Below are 15815 nucleotides of genomic sequence, written 5' to 3'. Positions count from 1 at the left end.
ATTTCTGCCCCAGGGGGGCCGGGTCCGCCCTCGACCTCAGGGTGAGGGTCAGCCGACGGCGTCGGGGGACGGCGGGGCGCTGCCGCCCTGCGGCGACTCCCCCGCCATGATCGCGGCGATGGCCGCGCGGTCGGCCGCCGAGGGCAGCCCCCAGGACGGGTGGTAGCCGTACACCTCGTGCAGCGGGGACGACGCCGTCCGCCCGGTGAGCACCTCCACGGCGCCCGCGTCGATCAGCCCCGGGTGCTCCACCCCGCAGGCCTCGGCCACCTTGAGCAGGTCGCGGCGCAGGGTCTGGACGTAGTTGGCCGCCCGCACCGACTTCAGCGCCGGGTCCAGGCCGTGCGCCAGCCAGGCGTTCTGGGTGGCGATGCCGGTCGGGCAGGTGTCGGTGTGGCATTTCTGCGCCTGGATGCAGCCGATCGCCAGCATCGCCTCGCGGGCCACGTTCACCATGTCGCAGCCGAGCGCGAACGCCACGACCCCGTTGTCCGGCAGCCCCAGCTTGCCGCCGCCGATGAACACAACGTCCTCGTGCAGACCCTTGCGGGCGAAGGTGGCGTAGACGCGGGCGAAGCCGACCTGGAACGGCAGCGACACCGAGTCGGTGAAGATCAGCGGCGCGGCGCCCGTGCCGCCCTCTCCCCCGTCGATCGTCACGAAGTCGACCCCGCGGCCACCGGCGGCCATCCGGTCGGTGAGCTCCTCCCAGAACGCCATGTCGCCGACGGCGGACTTGATGCCGACCGGCAGGCCGGTCGCCTCGGCCAGCAGCTCCACCCAGTCCAGCAGGCTGTCGACGTCGGAGAACTCGGCGTGCCGCGAGGGGCTGATGCAGTCCCGGCCCTCGGGGATGCCGCGGGTGGCGGCGATCTCGGCGGAGACCTTCGCGGCCGGCAGCACTCCGCCGAGCCCCGGCTTGGCACCCTGGCTGAGCTTGATCTCCAGCGCGCGCACCGGCGCCCCGGCGACCAGGTCCTGCAGCCGCTGCAGGTCGAACCGGCCGTGCTCGTCGCGGCAGCCGAAGTAGGCCGTGCCCAGCTGGAAGACCAGCTCGCCGCCGTGCCGGTGGTGCGGGGACAACCCGCCCTCACCGGTGTTGTGCAGGCAGCCGGCCAGCGCGGCGCCCCGGTTGAGCGCCTCGACCGCGGCACCCGACAGCGAACCGAAGCTCATCGCCGAGATGTTGACGACCGACGCCGGGCGGAACGCGTGCCGGCGGCCCCGCGCGGCGCCGAGCACCTTGGCGGCGGGCAGGTTCACGCCGTGCCCGGCGTGCACGTCGGACGCCGGGACCGCCCGGCCGAAGGTCTTGTGCTTGATGACCGGGTACCCGGCGGTGTACTCGAGGTCGTTGTCGGTGCCGAAGCCGAAGTAGTTGTTCTCGCCCTTGGCCGAGGCGTAGACCCAGCGCCGCTGGTCACGCGTGAACGGGCGCTCCTCGTTGTTGCCGGCCACCAGGTACTGCCGGAGCTCGGGCCCGAGGGACTCGAGCAGGTAGCGGGCGTGCCCGACCACCGGGAAGTTGCGCAGCAGCGTGTGCTCGCGCTGCACCAGGTCGCGGGTGGCGACGGCGGCGACGGCGGCGAGCCCTGCGGCCGCCGCGCGGATTCCGCGGTTCATGCACCCACCATCGCAGCGCGACGCCGCGGGCGACAGCCGAACCGGCGACCGGTCAGCGGTAGGCGGACCCGCCGCGCAGCCGCGCGCGGACCGCGACGCCCAGCGGCGCGAGCACCACGCCGTCACGGGCAAGCCGCGCCCGCAGCTCGCGGCGGTGCCGCAGCACGCCGACCAGGCCGATCGCCCAGAAGACGTACTGGACGGCGAACGCCGCCCGGAAGGCGCTCAGCTCGTAGTCGGTGGAACCGCCCGGGGTGAGGACGTCGAGGACGGCGCCGATGGCGAGGATGGTCAGCAGCGAGGCGACGAACCCGCCGACGTTGACCACCCCGCTGGCGCTGCCCATCCGCTCGGCGGGGTTCTCCGTGCGCGCGTAGTCGAAGCCGATCATCGACCCGGGGCCGTTCGTGCCCAGGACGACGACGAGCGCGACCAGCAGCGGCAGCGGCGCCCGCCCGGGCCAGAGCAGCACGACGGTCCAGGCGGTGGCGGTCGCGCCGAGGATGGAGAAGACCAGCACCGATCGGCGCAGCGGCCAGCGCCCGCACAACCGCCCCAGCAGCGGGCCGACGCCCATGCCGACGAGGACCAGCAGGGTGAGCAGCCCGGCCGCCGTGCCCGGCGAGAGGCCCTGGCCGACAACGAGGAACGGGTAGCCCCACAGCAGCGCGAAGACCGTGCCGGAGAACTGGGTGACCAGGTGGGTGTAGAGCCCGATGCGGGTGCCGGGTTCCCGCCAGGTCTCCCCGAGGGTGGCGCGCAGGTGGGCCAGGCTCACCGCGGGACCCCGGACCGTGCCACCGGGGGCATCCCGCAACGCGACCAGCACCAGCACCGCGACCAGCAGGCCCATGGCGGCGGCGCCGAGGAAGGTCGTCTCCCACGAGGTGCCGTGCAGCATGGCGACCAGCGGGTAGGCGGCCAGCACCGATCCCAGCTGGCCGAGGATGCCGGTGAGCTGGGTGATCAGCGGCACGACGGTGCCGGGGAACCAGAACGAGACCACGCGCAGCACGCTGATGAACGTCATCGCGTCCCCGGCGCCGACGAGGACGCGCGCCGCGACGGCGGTGGGCACGTCGTGCGCCAGGGCGAGCACCAGCTGGCCGGCGGCCATCGTGACCGCGCCGGCCAGGATCAGGCCTCCGGGAGCCGAGCCGGTCGAGGGCCACCCCCACCGGGATCTGCAGGCCGGCGTACACCGCGAGCTGGAGGACGAGGAACAGCGAGACGGCCGAGGCGCCGGCGGAGAACCGCTCCTGCGCGTCCACGGCGGCGACGCCGAGCGACGAGCGGTGGAACACCGCGACGACGTAGGACAGCAGCGCCACGCCCCACACCGCGTAGGCGCGGGCGGGGGTCGGGGTGCTCACCCCTGTCCCGACACCTGGCACGGCGCCGATCTTCCGGCGCGCGCGGTGACCTCGCTCACCCGGTTTTCCCGAAACGCGTCACGGCCGGACCCCGACCGGGTCACGGCCGGGGCAGCGGCACCTCGGCGAACAGGACCCGGCCCCGCTGCGGCTCGTCGAACAGCAGCTCGATGTCGTCGGTGTTGCGGGAGACCGAGACCAGCAGCGCGCCGGACTGCGTGCGGATGTCGGGGTGGGACAGCGGGGTGTACTGCAGGTTCCGGCTGCCGGCCGGGGCGTCGTGGCCCGCCGGTGAGGACAGCACGGGGACGGGGTCCGACCAGGGCCCGGTCGGCGAGTCCGACGTCCACATCGAGATCCAGTCGGCCAGGTCGCCCCCCTCCTTGGAGATGATCACCCAGCGCCCGTCGATCTGGTCCACCGAGAGGGTCTGCGAGGTCCCCTGGACGGCCCCGATCATCGGCGCCGCGCGGCCCGGCTCGTCCTGCCAGCCGGTGCCGTCCCAGAACTCCTGCGCGGCGGCGTTCGTCGGGTCGCTCAGGGGCACCCGCGAAACGTACAGCTCGCGGCCGGTGATGTAGGCCTCCGCGGTGTACCGGGTGCCGTACAGGTAGATCCACTCGCCGTCGGGCTCGGCGGCCGCGCCCCAGTTGACCTGGTCGTAGTCGGAGCTGTCGGTGGTGAGCTGCACGGTCCGGTCCAGCCGCGGCACGCCGTCGGCGCCGACGAGCAGGACCGCGACCGAGGTGCCGCGGAAGAGGAAGTCCCACTGGCGGTCGCCGCGCTGGATGCGCGACTGGTAGACGAGGACGACGTCGGTGACGCCCTCGCCGTCGGCCGGCGTGGGGTCCAGCCGGACCACCGACATGGGCCACAGCGTCAGCTCGTCCGGGCCGCGCTGGAAGAAGGGGCCGTCCTCGTCGGTGAGCAGCTGCGAGAAGCAGTTGCCCGAGGAGATGAGCACCGAGTTGTCCACCAGCTGCGGGACGAAGTCCCTCTCGCGGCCGGTGTCACCCCAGGCCCAGAAGATCCGGCCGTCGGCGAGCGCGACGGTGGCCCCGAGGTCGGCGGACTGCCACTGGGGGAAGTCGATCCGGGACAGCGCCCGGTTGAGCGTGGTCGCCGAGACGACCTCCGCGGGGTCCGGCGCGGGGCAGGCGGGCTCCAGCCGCGTCGTGGCGGCGGCCTCGCCCGCGTCCAGCGAGGTCGGCAGGGCTTCCTGCCGGTCCACCTCGGTGACCTCCGGCGCCGGTGCCTCGAGCCGGATGCACCCGGTCAGGACCAGGCACAGGACCGGCAGCAGGACGGCAGAGCGACGGAGCACGCCGCCATGCTCCCTCATCGCCGCCACCTCATGCCTGCACCGGCGCGGACGGCGCGGCCGCGGTCTCCTGCGCGGACCGTCGGCGCAGGGGCAGCACCGGGAGCACCCCGGCGACGACGGCGGCCAGCGCCACGACGGCGAGCGCCTGGCCCGCGGCACCGGCGGTCTCGCCGTCGGCCACGAGCAGCGCCCCGGCGGCGAGCACCGATCCGCCGGCGACCGTCCCGAGCAGCGCCGGCGCGTACCGGCCGGTCAGCTGCCGCAGCACCCAGAATCCGGCCAGCGACCCGAGGCCCACCAGCCCGCCGACCAGCGCGGAACCGAACACCGCCGCGCCGACGACGACGGCCGCGGCCAGCACCGCCGGGACGCGGGCGCCCAGCCGGGGCAGCCGGAGCCGGCGGGTGCGGTCGGGCCGGACCCGGGCAGGCAGGAAGGCGAGCAGGAAGAGCAGCAGCACCGCGCCGGCGCCGATCGCCAGCGCCGTCCGGTACGCGGGGCCGGGGGTGAAGGAGAGCTCGACCGTGGCGGCGGCACCGGCCGGGACGACGTAGCCCTGCTGCCAGCCGTCGACGGTGACGGCGGGGAGCGGCTCGCCGTCCAGGCGCGCCTCCCACCCCGGGTTGGTGTTCTCCGGGATGACCAGCAGGGTCTCCTCGTCCCGGGCGGCCAGCTGCACCGTGCGGTGCTCGGCCTCCCAGCGCGTGGTCTCGACCGCGCCGCGCTGCCCCGGCGCGGTGGCCGCGCCCGCGCCGGTGCGGCTGAGCGCGACCGACTCGATCGCGAACGCCTCGTTGCTGCGCGCCAGCACCCGGTGCTCGCCGCCGGGGATCTTCAGCGTCGGCGCCGTGGCCGGCTCGCAGAACTCCAGCGCCAGCGGCTGCAGGGTCTGCAGCGCACCCACCGTCGAGCGCACCGAGGTCAGGTAGAGCGTGCCGTCGAGCCGGACCTCGGGGCCGGTGCCGCACTCGGTCACCACGGGGGTCTCCGGCGGCGTGACCGGGTTGGGCTGCCCGACCTCGATCTCGGCGATGCCCACGCCCAGCTGCTGGTTCCAGCGGGTTGCCGGGTCCAGCGACTGCAGGTCGTCGGGCACCTCGAAGGTGACCGACAGCCGGTCGGTGGTGATCGGGGTGAAGCGGACCGTGCCGTCCTCGGTCAGCCGCAGGGTGCGGGGCAGGCCGCCGGCCTCGATGGTGACCGCCTCGGGCGCGGCGCCGGCCTGCCGCTCGGTGGGCACCACCCGCAGCGAGTCGATGGTCCGCGGCTCGGGGAAGGTGAGCACCAGGGTCGGGCGGACGTCGTCGCCGGCCGCCAGCCAGGCGGTGGTCGGGTCGCCGTCGACCGCGGCCGCGGCGCTGGCGCGCGGATCGGTGACCGGCTCGCTGGTCGCCTCGACCGTCACGGTGCCCCGCACCGAGGTGAGCAGCTCGTCCAGCGCGCGGCCCGGCCGGGCGGTCGCGGTGCCGAAGACCTGGTACTCGGTCCAGTCGGTGACGAAGAAGGTGCGGTCCAGCCAGACCGCCTCCTCCGAGCCGGTGACCAGCGGCGCGGCGCACAGCGGCGCCCCGTCGCCGCCGGTCACGCAGCCGGGCCGTCCCCGGTCGGCCTCGAAGGCGTAGACGCTGGCGGGACCGGCCACCGGCGGGGTGACCGTCGAGCGGTGCACGGTCATCCCGAGGATCCGCACCTCGGCGAGCGCGAAGGCGGGGGCGTCCTCCGCGTTGCCGGGGGTGGTCGAGCTGATGGTGAGCTGCGAGGTGTACCCCTCGGGCAGGGGCAGGACCTGCTCCTCGCCGGTGTCGGCGACCGGCACGACGACCGAGCCGGTGTCCGTGGTGAGCCGCAGCTCCGACGGGCGCGGGACGCCGGGCTCGCCACCGAGGGAGACCACGACGGTCGAGGCCAGGAAGGCGCGGTCGGCGGTCACCTTCCACCAGGCCGGCTGCGGGTCCTCGCTCCACGGCGCGGGCCGCCAGGCGGTCATCGGGTCGGCGTCCACCGCCGACCAGGGCTGGGTGTCCATCCGGGTGCCGTTGAAGCCGTCCGGGTCCGACGCCGAGCTCGACGCGGTCGGGGTGCCCCCGACGTAGCGGACGACGCTCTCGGCCGCGGCCAGGTGCGGCAGGACGTAGTCGCGCACGGGGGCGTCCAGCCGCAGCGGGTCGTCGGCGGCCAGCGCCCCGGACTCGGCGTCGGCCATCCGGCCGAAGGTCCGCTCCCGGCGGACCAGCGCATCGGTGACCATCACGGTCTCCAGCGGCGCGCCGGGGCTGCCGGCCATCATCGTGGGCCGGTCGGTGACGACGCCGTGGTCCTCCAGCGGCAGCACGCCCTCGGGCCCGCCGTGCACGGTGACCACCGAGGACAGCGGCGCGGTCCACGCCCGCGGCGCGGGGTCGTCGACGGTCCAGATCTCGATCGCGGCGTCGGGCTCGTCCAGCCCGGCGTCGAAGACGGTGGCGTCCTCCGGCACCTCGACGACGGTGGTCGGCCCGAAGGTGGTCAGCGGGGTGATACCCGGCGACTCGCGGAGCGCCTCGCGGACGAGCACCGAGCGGGTGGCGCCGGTGGCCCCGTTGTCGAGGTCGTTGCGCAGCACGAGGTGCGAGATGCCGGCGCGGGCCAGGTAGCGCGCCAGGCCGGCCGAGCCCTGCCCCCGCTCCAGCCGCTCCTCGATCGCGTCGAGCATGCGGATGTGGCCCTCGGGCGTCAGCGGGATGGCGTTGCGCACGTCCCACGGCGAGTCGGCCAGCGGCTGCAACGGCTCGTCGGTGGGCGTGCCCCACTCGTAGACCGGGAAGTTCGCACCGGGCAGCAGCAGCGCGCGGCCCTCGACGCTGTCCGAGGCCAGGAAGTCGGCCGTCTCCTGCCAGTAGTCGGGGACGTCCTCGAACCCGCGCGGCGGGGCGAGCCGCCCGGCCAGGGCCGGGGTCACGCTCGCCACGAGCGCGGCCGCGAGGAGGACGAGCACGACGCGCGACGCCGCGCGCACCAGCGGCCGGGGACGGCGCTCCGGGGCGGCGTGCGCGCCGCGCCGCTCCCGCAGCGCCTCGAGCAGGACGCCGCCGAGGTGGGCCAGGGCCAGCACCAGCGGCAGCCGGAGCACGGGGTCGAACTTGTGCACGTTGCGCAGCGGGGCGAGCGGCCCGTCGAGGGCGTCGTGCAGCGGACCGGCCCACATGCCCTCGACCGAGGCGAGGTGGCCCAGGGACACCAGGCCGACGCCGGCCAGCACGCCCAGCACCAGCCAGGTGCGCTCGGGCAGGTCGCGCCGGCACAGCCCGACCAGGCCGGCCGCGGCCAGGACGACGGTGCCGACCACCGGGACGACGTCGTGCACGAGGGACCAGCCGGCCGGCCACGCGGGCCCCGACGGCGAGGCCATGGTGGCGACCCAGTGCGACGCCCCGCGCAGCACGCTGAGCACGTCGGTGGGGCCGGTCGTCGCCTCGGCGTTCTCGATGTAGAAGAGGAACGGCGGGCTGTACTGCCCGAGCAGGACCAGCGGGCCCGCCCACCAGGCGGCGGCCAGCCCGACGGCCAGCCCCCACCAGAGCACCAGCCTTCGCCGGAACGGCCCCCCGGGGCGGGTGACGAGCCACAGCGCGGCCAGCGGGAGGACGGCGGCGGTGGCGACGGCGTTGACGCCGCCGACGCAGAAGACGGCCACCCCGGACAGCGCCGCGGCCCTGCGCGCCGAGCCGTGCCGCTCGGCGCCGACCAGCGGGACGAGCACCCACGGCGCCAGCGCCATGGGGATCAGCTCGGCCGAGGTGGTGCCGATGGCGGTGAGCATGCGCGGTGCGAGCGCGTAGGCGATGCCGGCGACCAGCACGGTGGACGGCGTGCCGATCCGCAGCCGGCGGGCGAGCACCACGACGCCGAGGAACGCCACGCTCATCAGCAGCGCGAACCAGAGCCGCTGGGTCACCCACACCGGCAGCCCGGCGAGCTGGCCGAGGGCGAAGAACGGCCCCATCGGGAAGAAGTAGCCGTACGCCTGGTTCTGCAGCTGCCCGGCGGCGCCCTCGGGCTCCCACAGGGTGAGGGCCCGGCCGAGGAACGCCAGCGGATCGACCGCGAGGTCCAGCTTCGTGTCGCCGATGATCTTCCCCGGCGACTGGAGCAACGCGAGGACGAGGAATCCCGCGCACACCACCGCGAGGTGGGCGCGCACGAGCAGCTCCAGCGCGCGCTCCCCGAGCGGCCGGCGCGGCGCCCTTGCACCGTCCTCGTGGGCCGGGGCGAGGTCCGCCGAGCGGCCGGTGACCACCGTTGCCATGCGCCCGCCCGCTCAGGCGGCGGGGACGGGCGCGCGCACGGGCTCGTCCTCCGCGGTCTCGGTGCGGGCCGGGCGGGCTCTGGCGAGCAGCAGCGCGCCGGCGAGGAGCAGGGCAGCGCCGACGCCGCCGGCGGCCCACGGGACGACCGAGCGCAGGACCTCGCGCTCGCCGCGGATCTGCTCGACCCGGTCCAGCGCCTCGTCGACCGTCTCGTCGGTGCTGGTGAAGGAGCCCGACAGCAGGAAGGCGCCGGGCAGCCCCTCCGGGCCGCGCAGCCAGGTGTTCGGCGACTCGGTGCTGGACACGATGACGCCGGTGACCGGCTCGACGAGCAGCGTGCGGGTGCCGCTGTGGACGACGTCGGCCTGGACGTCCGCGGTCGAGGTGCCGCCGGCGAGCGTGCCGGGCACGGTTACCGAGGCGACCACCTGCGCGGGCACCTCCTGCTCGAAGCGGTACACCTGCAGGCCGCGGATGCGCTCGTCGCCCGCGAAGCGGGCGGGGTACGCCTGCTGGGTCCGGGCGTCCCAGACATCGTAGTCGCGGCGGGCGGTGTCGATCGGGAAACGAACCGTCAGGCCGCGGACGTCCGCGCGCCGGCCGTCCACCGACTCGCTCACGCAGTCCACGGCCTCGGCGGTGCGCCGGTCCAGGCAGGCCACCGTGGTCATCGTGCTGATCAGCGTGCCGTCGGCGTCGTCGGCGGTGGCCGCGAGCTCCCACACCGCGACGTCGTCGCCGGCGTCGCCGGTGTCGGGGTTGCCGCGGACCCGCAGCCACGCGGACGTGTCCCCGCTGGTCCGCTGCGAGAGGTCGACCGGGTCGACGAAGCTGACCTCGCCCCCCTCGGCCCCGGTGCGGAACGCCGCGTCCAGCTCGAGGTCGACCGGCAGCAGCGGCGCCGCGGTCCGCGCGAGGACGGCGACGACCACCGCGATCGCGCCGAGCACGATGAGGGTCACCCCGACGATCCGCGCCCGCATGCAGCTCCTCCCGCCGCAGAAGGGTCGCGGCACAGCACCCCCGAGGGTACGGGAGCGGGCCGTCCCGGCCGGAGCGACGCACCGGCCGGGACGACCCGGGGAACCCGCTGGTCAGGCCCTGCGGCGCAGCACGACGACGTAGTTCCAGCTGGCGAACTCGCGCAGCACGGGCACCTTGGCCACCCACGCCGCCCACCAGGGGTGGTACCGCGGCAGCACGGCGAGCAGGTCGGCGTCCGGGCAGTTCTTCGCCCACTTCGCCGCACCGCCGGCCTTCGCGACGAACAGCGACTCGCCGAACTTGTTCTTGGGCTCGACGCCGTTGCGGCGCGCGTAGCGGCGCCGCGCCCGGTGCCCGCCCAGGTAGTGCCACGGCGCCGTCTCGTGCCCGCCCCAGGGCGAGAACCACGGGGTGAAGGAGAGGTAGACGATGCCGCCGGGTTTGGTCACACGCACCATCTCGTCGGCCATCACCCAGGGGCGCCGGACGTGCTCGAGCACGTTGGACGAGTAGCAGACGTCGAGGGCGCCGCTGCGGATCGGCAGCTCCTCGCCGCTGCCCCGCAGCGTCCCGGGCTCGGGCTCCCCGCGGGCGGTCATCTCGCCGGCGTCCGGCTCGAGGCCGATGTAGGTGGCGCCGGCGGCGCGGAAGGCGTCGGCGAAGTAGCCCGCCCCTCCCCCGACGTCGAGGACGGTGGCGCCCGAGAGGTCCGCCCACCGGCTGAGTTGCGCCACCGAGTCGGCGGCGAGGACGCTGTAGAAACCGTCGGGGTCGTCCTGCTCGTGCAGGAAGGCCCGGAACAGCGTGACCGACCGGGAGAGGGTGGCCGACCGGCTCATTCTTTCGCACTCCATCGTGTCGTGGGACTCACAGCGGGTCGAAGTGGCCGCGTGGGTGCATTAGTGTGCCGCGGGTGTTGCACCGAACGACGGACATCGATGTTCTCTTCGTGAACTGGCGTGATGTCAGCCACCCGGAGGGCGGCGGATCGGAACGGTACGTGCAGCGGATCGCGGAGGGTCTGGCCGCCACCGGTCTGCGCGTGACGCTGCTGTGCGCCGCCCACGGCCGCGCCCCCGCCGAGGAGACCATCAACGGCGTCCACATCGTCCGGCGCGGCGGCCGGCTGAGCATCTACCCGCGCGCGATGGCCTTCGTCCGCAAGCACAAGCCGCGCCTGGTCGTCGACATCCAGAACGGCATCCCCTTCTGCAGCACCCTGGTCACCCGCGCTCCGGTGACCAACGTGGTCTTCCACGTGCACAAGGAGCAGTGGCCGATCGTCTTCGGCCCGGTCGGCGGCCGCATCGGCTGGTGGCTGGAGTCCTTCCTCGCGCCCAAGATCTACCGGCGCACCCCCTACGTGACGATCTCCGACGCCACCGGCCGCGAGCTCGCCGGCCTGGGCGTCGAGGCCGAGCGGGTCACGCTGGTCCCCGTCGGCACCGAGCCGATCGTGCAGGTCGACACGCCGCGCTCGCCGTCGCCGCGGCTGATCACGCTGGGCCGGCTGGTGCCGCACAAGCAGGTCGAGCACTCCCTGGAGATCCTCGCCCGGCTCAGCGACCGCTGGCCCGACCTCACGCTCTCGGTCGTCGGCGAGGGCTGGTGGGAGGACTCGCTGCGCGCGGAGGCCGAGCGGCTCGGCGTCGCCGACCGCGTGGAGTTCACCGGCTTCCTCGACGAGACCGCCAAGCACGAGCAGCTCGCCGCCGCCTGGGTGTTCGTCTGCCCGTCGGTGAAGGAGGGCTGGGGCATGGTGGTCATCGAGGCCGGCGGCCACGGCGTCCCCACCGTCGGCTACCACTCCTCCGGCGGCCTGCAGGAGTCCGTGGTCGACGGCGTCAGCGGCGTGCTCGTCGACGACCTCGACCAGATGACCGACGCCGTCGCCCGCCTGCTGGAGGACGACGAGGCCCGCCGCGCCATGGGCGAGGCCGCGGTCCGCCACGCCGCCACCTTCGAGTGGTCGGCCAGCGTGCGCACCTTCGCCGGCGTGCTGGCCCGCTCGGCCCGGGGCTCGAAGGCCGGCCACGGCGACGCCGCCGACCTCGTCGACCTGCTCGAGCGCATCGAGCACGGCCGGGACGACGCCACGCACACCCTCGCGGTGCCGCTCGGGGTGGACGACCTCGCGCCGGCGCTCCCCCTCGGAGCCGCCTCCTCAGGGTCGGCGTGACCCGGGGCGGCCACCCGGGCAACCGCCGGCGGGCGCTCCTCCGGGGTCCCCGTCGCGCGGTGCTGGGATGACCGCCACCGAGACCGCGGCGGCCTCCGGGGCCGCCCGCAGGCGCCGCGAGGCCGCCGTCCCGGCCGCGCTGGTCTCCCTGGCGCTGCTGGGCGTCAACGGCCTGGCCTACGTCATGACCGTGGTGGCGGCCCGCGCGCTCGCCCCCGAGGCGTTCGGCGAGCTCGCCGCCCTGCTCGGCGTCATGTTCATCGGCGTCGTGCCGGCCACCGCGCTGCAGACCGCGTCCGCGCTCACCCTGGGCGCCAACCCGGCCGACCGCGCCGCCGTCCTGGCCCGGCTGCACACCGCCACCTGGGTCGGCGCCGCCGCCGTCGGCGTCCTGGGGCTGGTCGCCGTCGCCCCGCTGGTCTCGCTGCTGCACCTCTCGGGGCCCTCGACCGTGCTGTGGCTGATCGCGGTGCTGGTCCCCCACACCCTCGTCGCGGCGGCTACGACGGCCTGCTGCAGGGCAACCGCCGCTACGGCCGGCTCGCGCTGGTCAACACCACGTTCGGGCTGCTCAAGTCCGGCGGCGGCATCGCCGGCCTGCTCATCGGTGGCACGCCGGAGGCCGCGCTGGTCGGCATGGCGATCGGCTGCGCCTGCAGCGCCGTCGTCGGGTGGTCCTTCAACGGCCGGCCCGGGTTCACCCGCGGCATCCGCCGGCACGTGGTCTCCGCCGCGAAGGCGTCCGGGGCGCTGCTGGGCCTGGTGCTCATGGTCAACCTGGACCTGCTCCTGGCCCGCCACCACCTGCCCGCCTCGCTGGCCGGCGAGTACGCGGTCGCCTCGATCTTCGCCAAGGTCGCCTTCTGGCTGCCCCAGGGCGTCAGCGTCGTGCTGCTGCCCCGGCTGGCGCACGCGCGCGGCCGCCGCCGGCTGCTCCCGGTCGCCGCCACGCTGGTCGCGCTGGTGGGCGCGCTGCTCACCGCCGCCACCGCCGTGCTGGGCGCCCGGGCCCTGCCGCTGGTCGGCGGAGCGGAGTACGGGGACGCCCTCGGCGGGGCGACCTGGGTGTTCGCGATGCTGGGCACGCTGTTCGCGCTGGCCCAGCTGCTGCTCTACTCCGGCATCGCGGCCTCGGACCGCGTCGCGGCGGTGGCCGTGTGGTGCGCCGTCGCGCTGGAGGCCGCGGCCGTCGAGGTGCTCGCCGCGCGCGAGGGGCTGACCGTGCTCACGGTCGCCGGGATCGCCGTCGGCGCCAGCGTGCTGCTGGTGAGCACCGGTCTGCTGCGCCTCTGGCGCACGCACGCCCGCGAGGGGCTCGAGCTGCGCAACGCGGCGGCGACGGCCTAGCTCCTACGGGATCCGCCTGGCTCCTACGGGTCCGACTGGTTCCCGCAGGGCGGACTGCCACGGCGGGGTGGGGGCCGGGGGCCGGCCCACCCCGCCGGGTGCGATCAGTACGGGTCGTACGGGGAGTCGTGCTTGAACACGACCTTGGCGACCGGGCGCAGCTTGAGCCGCAGCAGCACCTTCACCAGCACGTTGCGGATCCACCACGGCATCTCGGCCAGGATGCGCAGCCGGTCGGCGCGGGAGGGCTTGCCGACGCGGAACAGCGCCATCGAACCGGCCCGCCGCTCGTAGCGGAGGTCCTTGGCCGGCAGCACCTTGAGCAGCGTGCCGAGCGTGACGCCGATCGAGGAGAAGCAGTCGTGCACCAGCACCGGGGCGCCCTCGGGCAGGTGCACCCGCCACTTGAGGTCGTCGGTGTAGGTCCAGTAGTCGTGCTTGCCGTCGATGTAGAGCATCTGGAACGGCTTGTCCCACGAGGCGCGGATCTTCGTGGAGTAGTCGCAGACCAGCTCCACGGTGTCCTGGACCCCGGCCTCGGCGATGTGCGCCTCGAAGGAGTCCTTGGTCTTGCGGCCGCCGAAGAGCTTGCCGTCGATGAACGGGTCGACCGCGTAGACGCGACCGCCCTTGGCCTGCATGACGCGGCCGATCATCACCGTCGAGCGCCCCTGGTGGGAGCCGATCTCGAGCACCGCGGAGCCGTCGGGCAGGCGGCGGGCCTGCTCGTCGAGCAGCTCGGCCTGGCCCTTGGTCATCCACCCGGGGATCCGGTCCGCGACGGCCCAGACCTCGTCGAACGTCTGGCCCGAGGGCGTCAGGGAAGAATCCGGCACCTTACCTCCATCACAGGGGTGTCACGATCGCGGGAACGGTACATGGCGGAGCGCCCCGCAGCGGAGTGCGGCCACCCTTTCCCGCCCGTACGGTCCCACGCCCGGGCGCGCGGGCGGGGCTGCGACCCCGCGCCTCCCGGAAGATCAGCTTTCCGGGTGAGCCGAGGACTACTCGGCCGGGAACGGGGGCAGGACCAGCGCAGTCGCCCACCCGGTGCCCCGGGCGGGCCGCCTGCTGAACCGCGCCGAGACGAGAGGAGCGCCATCCATGGCGTCCGTCATCCACTACACGATCGCGACCGAGGCCGAGAAGAGCCCGGACTTCCGCCGCGTCCTCTGGACCGGGGAGCACACCCAGCTGGTCATCATGACCATCCCCAAGGGCGGCGAGATCGGCGAGGAGGTCCACGAGGTGGACCAGATCCTCACCTTCGTCAGCGGCACCGGGAAGGCGATCATCTCCGGCTCGGAGAAGGCCGTGGCCCAGGGCGACCTGGTCGTCGTCCCGGCCGGGAAGAAGCACAACTTCCTGAACACCGGTGAGAACCCGCTGATCCTCTACACCGTCTACGGCCCGGCCGAGCACGCCGACGGCGCGGTGCACAAGACCAAGGAGGAGGCCGACGAGCTCGAGGAGGCCGGCAAGGACGAGCCCCCGACGTCCGACTGACCTCCTCGCCGGACCCCGGAGGGGCCGCCGTCCCCGGACGGCGGCCCCTCCGTCACGTCCGGGGGCTCGCGACCCGGGGGGTCGCTCAGGCCTCGGTGGCGTGCCGCCCGCCCTCGTGCGGCTCCGGGACCACCATGACCGGGCACGGCCCGGAGAGGACGCAGTGCAGCGCCACCGAGCCCATGAGCAGCCCGCGGACGGCGCCCTGCCCGTGCCCGCCCAGGACCAGGAGCCGGGCGCCCCGCGCCGCCGCGACCAGCACGTGCCCGGCCGGGCCCTCGAGGCTCTCAACGCGCACCGGCACCCCGCCGGGCAGCTGCGCGGCCGCCACCTGGCGCTCGGCGGCAACCCGCACCTCCTCGGCGAGCTGCTCCGGCGGCGGCAGGACGACCGCGTAGGCGTCGCTCCAGTAGCTCGCCGACGAGTACGCCGACACCGCGTGCACCTCGGCGCCGAGCAGCGCGGCCTCCCGCGCCGCGCGCTCCAGGGCGAGGGTGGAGGCCGCGGACCCGTCCAGGCCGACGACGACGCGCGGCGGCCCGGCGGGCGCCTCCCCCTCGGCCGCCTCCCCCTCGGCCGCCGCCCCGTCGGGCACCTCCCCGTCTGCTGCCGGGTGCACGACGACGACGGGCACCCGGGCGTGGGTGACGCTGCTCAGCGCCACCGAACCGAGCACCAGGCTGCGCACCGCGCCGCGGCCGCGGCTGCCCACGACGAGCATCCCGGCGTCCTCCGACGCGGCGAGCAGCATCGGGGCCGGTGGCCCGGCGACGGCCAGCACCTCGACGGGGACGTCGGTCAGCCGCGTCTCGGCGCGCACCTCCGCGACCTGGGCCCGCGCACGCGACAGCGTGTCGGCGCGCACCGCCTCCAGCTGGCCGGCGTCGAGGGTGAACGGATCGGCGAGGAAGAGCTGCACCGGGAAGGTGCTCACCACCTCGACCGGCACGTCCCTCCGTACCGCGTCGGTCAGCGCCCACACGAGCGCCTCGCGGGCGCCGGGCGAGCCGTCCACGCCCACGACCGTCCGGTCGGCGTTCCCCTGCGCGTCCTCCGCCACCACAGCTCCTCGTCGTCGGTACCCCGGTCCGTCCCCGAGGCTGCCGGGAACGCGTCCCCGGCACAAGGCCCGCCCCGCTAGCCTGGGCAGCGGCCAGGACCTCCCCCCGACGGCAGCACCGTGCAGAGGAGCG

General features: G+C 75.0%; 12 protein-coding genes. 3 read left to right on the top strand and 9 right to left on the bottom strand.

The features are described from left to right. Window positions 1-48 precede the first annotated feature (48 nt). The 6 genes from JKP76_RS13250 to JKP76_RS13225 form a co-directional block, all read right to left on the bottom strand. On the bottom strand, window positions 49-1623 hold the full coding sequence (locus JKP76_RS13250) for an FMN-binding glutamate synthase family protein (protein ID WP_200491473.1): 1575 nt from the start codon (window positions 1621-1623) through the stop codon (window positions 49-51). Between the two features lie 52 nt (window positions 1624-1675). After that, entirely contained in the window at window positions 1676-2740 is a 1065-nt protein-coding gene (locus JKP76_RS13245; protein WP_242471935.1) for a nitrate/nitrite transporter, read from the bottom strand. Window positions 2741-3096: 356 nt separating this feature from the next. Further along, entirely contained in the window at window positions 3097-4320 is a 1224-nt protein-coding gene (locus tag JKP76_RS23500) for a DUF4185 domain-containing protein (RefSeq protein ID WP_200491472.1), read from the bottom strand. 28 nt (window positions 4321-4348) lie between these two features. Further along, a complete protein-coding gene (locus JKP76_RS13235) occupies window positions 4349-8605 on the bottom strand; it encodes an alpha-(1->3)-arabinofuranosyltransferase (RefSeq protein WP_200491471.1) in 4257 nt (1418 codons plus the stop codon). 12 nt (window positions 8606-8617) lie between these two features. After that, window positions 8618-9589 carry a DUF3068 domain-containing protein gene (locus tag JKP76_RS13230; RefSeq protein WP_200491470.1) on the bottom strand — a complete coding sequence of 324 codons (972 nt, stop codon included), beginning with the start codon at window positions 9587-9589 and terminating at the stop codon, window positions 8618-8620. 111 nt (window positions 9590-9700) lie between these two features. Then, the gene (locus tag JKP76_RS13225; protein ID WP_242471934.1) at window positions 9701-10429 is read right to left on the bottom strand and encodes a bifunctional 2-polyprenyl-6-hydroxyphenol methylase/3-demethylubiquinol 3-O-methyltransferase UbiG; all 729 of its coding nucleotides are present in this window, start codon (window positions 10427-10429) and stop codon (window positions 9701-9703) included. A gap of 110 nt (window positions 10430-10539) precedes the next feature. Between JKP76_RS13225 and JKP76_RS13220 the strand changes: the two genes are divergently transcribed. After that, window positions 10540-11769 carry a glycosyltransferase family 4 protein gene (locus tag JKP76_RS13220; protein ID WP_200491468.1) on the top strand — a complete coding sequence of 410 codons (1230 nt, stop codon included), beginning with the start codon at window positions 10540-10542 and terminating at the stop codon, window positions 11767-11769. Between the two features lie 177 nt (window positions 11770-11946). On the opposite strand, the gene JKP76_RS22525 is transcribed toward JKP76_RS13220, so the two are convergent. Beyond that, window positions 11947-12075 (bottom strand): hypothetical protein, encoded by a 129-nt coding sequence (locus tag JKP76_RS22525; protein ID WP_255522683.1) that lies wholly within the window; start codon window positions 12073-12075, stop codon window positions 11947-11949. A gap of 150 nt (window positions 12076-12225) precedes the next feature. Between JKP76_RS22525 and JKP76_RS13215 the strand changes: the two genes are divergently transcribed. Beyond that, complete coding sequence (locus JKP76_RS13215) at window positions 12226-13116, top strand: hypothetical protein (protein WP_200491467.1); 891 nt, start codon at window positions 12226-12228, stop codon at window positions 13114-13116. A 104-nt stretch (window positions 13117-13220) separates the two neighbouring features. Here the strand turns inward: JKP76_RS13215 and JKP76_RS13210 are convergent, their stop codons facing one another. After that, a complete protein-coding gene (locus JKP76_RS13210) occupies window positions 13221-13952 on the bottom strand; it encodes a class I SAM-dependent methyltransferase (RefSeq protein WP_200491466.1) in 732 nt (243 codons plus the stop codon). A 268-nt stretch (window positions 13953-14220) separates the two neighbouring features. Between JKP76_RS13210 and JKP76_RS13205 the strand changes: the two genes are divergently transcribed. Further along, window positions 14221-14622: a cupin domain-containing protein gene (locus JKP76_RS13205; RefSeq protein WP_200491465.1), complete on the top strand. Its 402-nt coding sequence runs from the start codon at window positions 14221-14223 to the stop codon at window positions 14620-14622. Between the two features lie 85 nt (window positions 14623-14707). Here JKP76_RS13205 and JKP76_RS13200 read toward each other — a convergent pair whose 3' ends face one another. Continuing rightward, window positions 14708-15682: a universal stress protein gene (locus tag JKP76_RS13200; RefSeq protein WP_200491464.1), complete on the bottom strand. Its 975-nt coding sequence runs from the start codon at window positions 15680-15682 to the stop codon at window positions 14708-14710. Window positions 15683-15815: the final 133 nt, after the last annotated feature.

Origin of the sequence: Blastococcus sp. TML/C7B, assembly GCF_016612845.1 — a bacterium.
Classification (GTDB): domain Bacteria; phylum Actinomycetota; class Actinomycetes; order Mycobacteriales; family Geodermatophilaceae; genus Blastococcus.
This window is presented reverse-complemented; position numbering and strand designations above follow the sequence as displayed.